3 protein-coding genes are annotated in these 6,905 nt (G+C 48.3%); all 3 read left to right on the forward strand.

The genetic code is table 11. The features are described 5' to 3' along the window. Positions 1 to 61: 61 nt before the first annotated feature. The 3 genes from QUA07_RS23565 (at position 62) to QUA07_RS23575 (ending at position 6,826) form a co-directional block, all read left to right on the forward strand. Entirely contained in the window at positions 62 to 1,333 is a 1,272-nt protein-coding gene (locus tag QUA07_RS23565) for an aspartate aminotransferase family protein (RefSeq protein ID WP_333329900.1), read from the forward strand. Between the two features lie 569 nt (positions 1,334 to 1,902). After that, on the forward strand, positions 1,903 to 3,129 hold the full coding sequence (locus QUA07_RS23570) for an RNA-guided endonuclease TnpB family protein (RefSeq protein ID WP_333329902.1): 1,227 nt from the start codon (positions 1,903 to 1,905) through the stop codon (positions 3,127 to 3,129). Positions 3,130 to 3,169: 40 nt separating this feature from the next. Further along, positions 3,170 to 6,826 carry a CHAT domain-containing tetratricopeptide repeat protein gene (locus QUA07_RS23575; RefSeq protein ID WP_333329904.1) on the forward strand — a complete coding sequence of 1,219 codons (3,657 nt, stop codon included), beginning with the start codon at positions 3,170 to 3,172 and terminating at the stop codon, positions 6,824 to 6,826. Positions 6,827 to 6,905 lie beyond the last annotated feature (79 nt).

Raw genomic sequence — 6,905 nt, forward strand, 5'->3', positions numbered from 1 at the left:
CGCTAACCTGGATTTTTACCGTACAATCGAGGTCTGAATATTATGTGTTAAGGAGCGATTCGTGAGTCCAGAAACCTTACTAAAAGAACCAAGCGTGCAAGCCGAAGCCAGTCCCTTCAGTTCTGAGAGCTTCGACAGCTATGTAATGACGACTTACGGGCGTTTTGCGATCGCCCTAGAACGGGGCCTCGGCTGCCGCGTTTGGGATACCGAGGGCCGCGAATATCTCGATTTTGTGGCTGGTATTGCTACCTGCACTCTGGGACACGCCCACCCGGCAATGATTGCAGCGGTAACTAAGCAAATTCAGACCCTGCACCACGTTTCTAACCTTTATTACATCCCCGTACAGGGCGAGCTGGCGAAGTGGCTTGTAGACCATTCTTGCGCTGACAGAGCCTTCTTTTGCAACTCCGGCGCGGAAGCTAATGAAGCGGCAATTAAACTCGCCCGCAAATACGCCCACGAAAAATTAAATATCTCGAATCCGACAATCATTACCGCTGTTGCGAGTTTCCACGGGCGGACTTTGGCGACAATTACGGCAACGGGACAGCCTAAATACCAGAAGGGTTTTAGCCCTTTGGTTCCCGGATTTCACTATGTGCCCTACAACGATATTAGTGCGATCGAAAGTGCGATCGAGGAACTCGACAAAGACGAACGCCAAGTAGCTGCAATTATGCTGGAAGCGCTGCAAGGTGAAGGCGGAGTTCGCCCCGGAGATATCGCCTACTTCCAGCGCATTCGGGAAATTTGCGACGAAAAAGGTATTTTGCTCATTCTCGACGAAGTGCAAGTCGGGATGGGACGCAGCGGCAAATACTGGGGCTACGAAAACCTCGGCATTGAACCGGATATCTTTACATCTGCCAAAGGATTGGGCGGCGGTATCCCGATCGGCGCTATGCTGTGCAAATCTTTCTGCGATGTATTTGAACCGGGAAGTCACGCCAGCACTTTCGGCGGCAATCCTTTTGCTTGCGCTGTAGCTTTGTGCGTTTGCCAAACTTTGGAACGGGAAAACCTTCTAGAAAACGTCCAGCAGCGCGGGGAACAGTTGAAAGCAGGCCTCAACAAGTTGGCGGCCACATATCCGCATTTAATTGCCGAAGTGCGCGGCTGGGGTTTGATTGTCGGGATGGAATTGCAAGCTGACATCGAACTGACATCGGGCGATATCGTCAAATCTGCCATCGCCGCAGGAGTTCTGTTGGTTCCTGCAGGGCCGAAAGTGCTGAGATTTGTCCCGCCGCTGATTGTCACCTCCGCTGAAGTCGATCGAGCTCTGCAGGCAGTGGAGTCAGCCTTGCGTTCTCAAGCGGTACAGTAAAATTTAGTGAGTTGATTTTTGTTAGCTGTAGCGCTGAAACTCGCGCAATATCCTAGATAACTCACTTAGTCCAGGACACACTCTTCCTCAGAAACCGGGTTTCTTTCGAGATTTCTCGTTACTAAACCCAATATTTTCCCAGAAACCCAGTTTCTTAGCGTAAGTCCGATCGGGGTAAAAGTAAACCCGCCCCGCTGCAAGTGTGTCAGGGCGGGTTTTTCAAGTTTAGAACTGTCTGTTAAACCCGCCCTGAAAGACTGACGGCGCTTTGAACCAGGATTTTACTCAAGGCAAGACGCTAATACTATTAGCCATTGCAGGTGCTAATTTCGCTATCTGCGTGTCTGTTGGGACTTGTGAATCCTGATTTAACTATTTCGGGCCCTTCCAACTCAACTGAGTACCGTTATAGTGGGAAGGGCGGGTGACGACGATTGCATCCTCAAGTAATTTTGGGGCTCGCTTTCAAGAGAGAAAATATGTAATCCTCGTCACAAAATTTTTTCGTAATGCTTTGATCGTCAACTGTATATTGTGAGAGAATAGAAGAACCAAGGAGGTGATGTTGATTGCTACACAAGGCTATCCAAGTTCGTTTGTATCCTACCCAAAATAAACAAATACAAGTAGCTTCAACTTTTGGGGGTGCGCGTTGGTGGTCTAATTATGGTCAAAATCAATCAATTGAAGTATATAAAAAAACTGGTAAAGGACTTGGCTACTCCGGTCTCAACACACTTTTACCTGTTATCAAAAAATCCGATGAAAGTGTAGGGTTATGTCAGTATTACAGCCAATTTGGGCAAGCTACTACGCTCAAGCTAACGACTGCATACCAAAAAAAAATTGATGAAGTTGCTGGGTTTTATAATTTCCCATCTCAAGCCAAAAAACTGTTATTTCAGCATCCTAAAAGCGTCAACTTTGTGGGTACTCTAATTTTAGATTATAGGGGAAGAACTAAGACGAAAAAAATAAAGAGATATAGATTAACTGATGGTAAAATTCAGACTTCAATTATTAGTAAAAAATATTCAGAGAAATATCTGGCATCTATACTGACTGAAATCAAAGCTGAGAACCAGAGAACAAAAGAAGGTAGGATTGCGGGCAGTGATTTAGTATTGAAATACTTTGCTATTGTCCCCGATGATGAAAAAGTATCTAAATATGACAATGCCAAGCATTTTGCCAAGCACCAGAAGAACTTGAAGCGCAAGCAGCCAAAGTTTACAGGCCACCAAAAAAAAAGTAATTCTGAATACAAATATAGAAAAGCTGTTGCCAAGGTATGCGAAGGGTTTAGGAATGGGTGGCAAGATTTTCTACATAAACTTAGTTATAAGTTGGTCAGCGATCGCCTCGCGGTCATAGTAGAAAACTTTCATTTCTGGAACAGGATTCGCAATTCCAATTTGGCGAAAGCAAGATCGGATGAGGTTTTGGGAAGTTTTACCAACTTCTTAGCCTACAACTGGGAACGCAAAGGCGGGAACTTAGTCGAGATTGATAGAGGGGTTTCCAGTTCCAAACCTTGTTCTAATTGTTTCCATCAAATGACCGAGATGCCATTAGATATGAGGGAATGGACTTGTCCTCACTGTGCTACCGATCGCGATCGGGAGGGGAATGCACCGATAAAGATGAAAGCAGAAGCTATCAAAACACTAAAGGCGGAAGGTTCAGCCGTTTCGGCTTTAGGATGCGAGGTAAGGCCAAAGGTTGGACGAAAGTCTCAGCTAAGGCACTCGCCTATGAGTACAGAAGCCCCTACTATATTCGGTACTACGATTTAGGGGTGGGTAGTTCACTTGGTTGCACAGAATCAGCGCTCCTATGGTTAATAGTTTGGCGGAATGCACGATGGACGAACAGCGTCGCAAAACTGATGTTAATATGCTCCAAGCGCTGCTGGAAAATCCTGGGGACTCAGGAATAGATTTGATTTTGAGGACGAACCCAAAGTCGATCGACTTTGGGTTCGTGCAAACGCTTTATTTGGAAGAACCGGCACTGACGCGAGAAAGTTTGCTGAAAGCTGCAAAATTTTTCCAAAGGGCGATCGCACCCTTAGAATCTGCAAAAGGGAATTATAAATTGCCCGCAACCGGGGCAGCATATCTGGCTTTTTTAGCAGAAGTATTGCAGGCAGTGGCGCGCGGCGCTGATTCGCAGCACCTGTACTCGCTGCTGAGAAACAATTTAGACAAACTCGACCAGAATTTCGCACAACTGCTGCGCCACTGGGCCACTTTGGTGCTCCCTGCTGCCAAAGAATCGGAGACTAGGCGCATTGCAGCGTTAATCGGCAATCTGAGCAACAAAATTGGGCGGTTTCCCCTCGGCAGCAAGGCTCATAACTTGGAAATCGAAATTGCCGGTTACGAAACAGTTGCTAAGGTGTTTACCCGCAAAGACTTTCCCCAAGAATGGGCGGTGATGCAAAACAATCTGGGCAACGCTTATAGCGATCGCCCCAAAGGTGATAAGGCTCAAAATATCGAACAGGCGATCGCTTGCTTTGAAAATGCCCTACAAGTACGCACGCCCGAACATTACCCGGAACAGTGGGCGACGCTGCAAAACAATCTGGGCAACGCTTACAGCGAGCGTCTCAGGGGAGCTCCGGCAGACAATCTAGAACAGGCGATCGCCTGCTATCAAAACGCACTGCGAGTTCGCACCCGCGAAACTTTTGGGGAAGAGTGGGCGAGCACTCAAAACAATCTCGGCCGTGCTTACAGCCGCCGACTGCGGGGCAACCGAGCCCAAAATCTGGAACTGGCAGTCGCTTGCTACCAAAATGCTTTGCAAGTCTACAACCGCAAGGTGTTTCCCCGGCGTTGGGCCACAACTCAAAATAATTTGGCAAATGCTTACTGCGAGTTGCTGGGGGGCAACCGAGCCGAAAATCTGGAATACGCGGTTACGTGCTATCAGAGAGCTTTGCAGGTGCGGACTCGGGAAGCTTTTCCGCAGCAGTGGGCAACGACTCAGAGGAATTTGGGCCGGGTGTTTGTCGATCGCATCAAAGGCGATCCGGTGGAAAATATGGAAATGGCGATCGCCTGCTATCAAAATGCTTTACAAGTCTACACCCGCATCAAATTTCCCGAAGCCTGGGCTTCGATCCAAACTTACCTCGGTAGGATATACAGTCGGCGCGTGAAAGGGGAAAAAGCCGACAATATGGAAATGGCGATCGCCTGCTATCAAAATGCTTTGCTCTTTTGCAACCGCCAAAAATCTCCCGAACGCTGGGCTATGCTGTGTGCCTACCTCGGCCGCGCTTTCTGCGAACACGTGAAAGGGGAAAAAAACCGCAACCTCAAAAGCGCGATCGCCTGCTATCAAAATGCGGGCGAAGTCTACACCAGGCAAGCCTATCCCAACCGCTGGGCAATGCTACAAATTTATCTCGGCAGGGCTTATTCGCAACTGACCGAGGCGGAAAACTTGTCCCACATGGAAAGCGCGATCGGCTGCTATCACAGCGCCTGTCAAGTCTACACTCGCGAAACCTATCCCCACCGCTGGGCTGAAATTTTATTTTATTTGGGTCAAGCTTACCGAATTCGAGGCGACTTGCTTCGCGCCTACGGGGTTTTTACTGCTGCGGTCGATACTGTGGAATTCTTGCGTTGCGAAGTTGGGGTTGATACAGTCGATTTTGGCGATCGGACGAGTACCGCAAAAGTCAAATTAACCCGCACCTGGGCTGGACTCTATAAATGCCTGGTGCAAGTTGGCCTCGAACTCGGCGCCAGCCAACCTGAATATTACGCTAAGGCTCTGGAATACGCCGAACGCCACAAAAATCGGAATTTGGTACAACTGCTGGTTAAATGTCACTTGACTCCGAAAGCCGAAATTCCTGCAGCGGTGCGAAGCGAGTTGGAGTCCCTGCAACTGGAAATAGCGGGGGAACAGCGGCACCAAGAACAGGGAGAACCTGAGCCGAACACGACCTTGATTTCTGAGGGCGATAGCCAAGGTTTGAACAGCGGTTCTCTGCTGCCGAACTCGGACTTCATGCACTTAAATCAATTGTGGAAGCAGTTGGATAGGTTGATTGCGCGGGAGGTGCAGGCAAACGACCCTTTCTTCAGCCTCGCTCACAAAGTTGAACCGATCGCTTTTGAGCAAATTCGCCAATTGTTGCCTGATGACAATTGCGCTGCTGTGGTGTGGGCGAGTTTGGGGGAGTTGCTGGTTGCTTTTGTGGTGGTAAAGAGTGCACAATATCCCGCCGTTCACCTGTGTTCGCCGGAAAATGCTTTGGCTGCCGAAAGTTGGAGCCAGGAGTACCTCACCGCTTATTCTGAACAAAAAGGTCGCTGGATCAATCATCTCCCGACTCGCCTCAAACGCTTGGCTACGATGCTGGAAATCGATCGAGTGGTGGCGCTGATTCCTGATAATTGCGATCGGCTGATTTTTGTGCCGCACCGATTTTTGCACGCTTTGCCACTCCACGCTTTGCCTTTGGCGGGGAGAGACGGGTTTGAGGACGGTGGGGGAATTTTTAGGTCTGGGTGGAGCGATCGCAGCGGTTTTGAGGTGGAAACCTACAGCCTTTCGGATTTTTCTCAAAGTTCGTCTTTTGGCGACGTTGCAGCGCCTACTACTTCTTTGATTGATCGATTTCCCGGAGGAATTCGCTATGCTCCTAGCTGTCAGCTATTGCTGTTGAGACAAAGTGCACACGGAGCGGCTATTGGTCGGTACAAACCAGGTTTGCAGCAGCTTTTGGCAATTCCAACTTTCACCAGAGATGCGTTCTACAGCAACATTGAAATCGGCACTATTTCCCAGTATTTTGCCACTACAGAAGTTGTGCGCCATAAGCCGGCAATTAAAGAGGCTTTTTCCCAAGAAATCTCTGCTAATAATGGGAATTTGCCCCAGGAAATAGGGCAGTTGCCGCAGAAAAAATGCGCTCATTTTGCTTGTTTTAGTTTGCTTAATTTGGCTTGTCCTCTGAAATCCGCAGTGTTTTTGAGGAATGATTCTCTGAGTTTGGAGGAAATTTTTAATCTGGATTTTAGACAATATTTTTTAGTTACTTTATCGGGTTGTGAAATTGCCGCTGGCGGAGTTAGCGGTGCTGGAGGAGATTTTGTGGGTTTGTCGGCGGGTTTGTTGTATGCTGGCACGTCTAGTGTGGTTAGCAGTCTGTGGAAGGTGAACGATGTTTCTACGCTGCTGCTGACGAGCAAGTTTTATGAAAATCTGCGACGGTTTTCTCGGTTGCAGGTGGGAGATGTGGCGATCGCGTTGGGGGACGCTCAAAGGTGGCTGCGGGATTTGACTAGCGAGGAATTGGAGGTGTTGCTGGCGGATTTTCAACCTCAAATTTCGCAAATGTTCGATCGGCTTTCTCAAAGTTCTCGCCTGATTGCGGAGGCTTCTTTGCAGCAAATTCGCAACCGCAAACCCTATCCTTTTGCCAATCCTTATTATTGGGCGGCTTTTACTGCGGCTGGGGTTTAGTTATTATAGTTATTTCAAATAAAAATGAGACACTAAGTTGCACAATAAGCGCGAATAATCTCATCAAGAGATGTGGCAG

Origin of the sequence: Microcoleus sp. T3_A4, from assembly GCF_036700465.1 — a bacterium.
Classification (GTDB): Bacteria; Cyanobacteriota; Cyanobacteriia; order Cyanobacteriales; family Microcoleaceae; genus Microcoleus.

What these genes read in the sequence shown, in the direction of transcription:
- QUA07_RS23575 (WP_333329904.1), top strand. Translation starts at nt 3,170, where the DNA reads ATGGTTAATAGTTTGGCGGAATGCACGATGGACGAACAGCGTCGCAAA.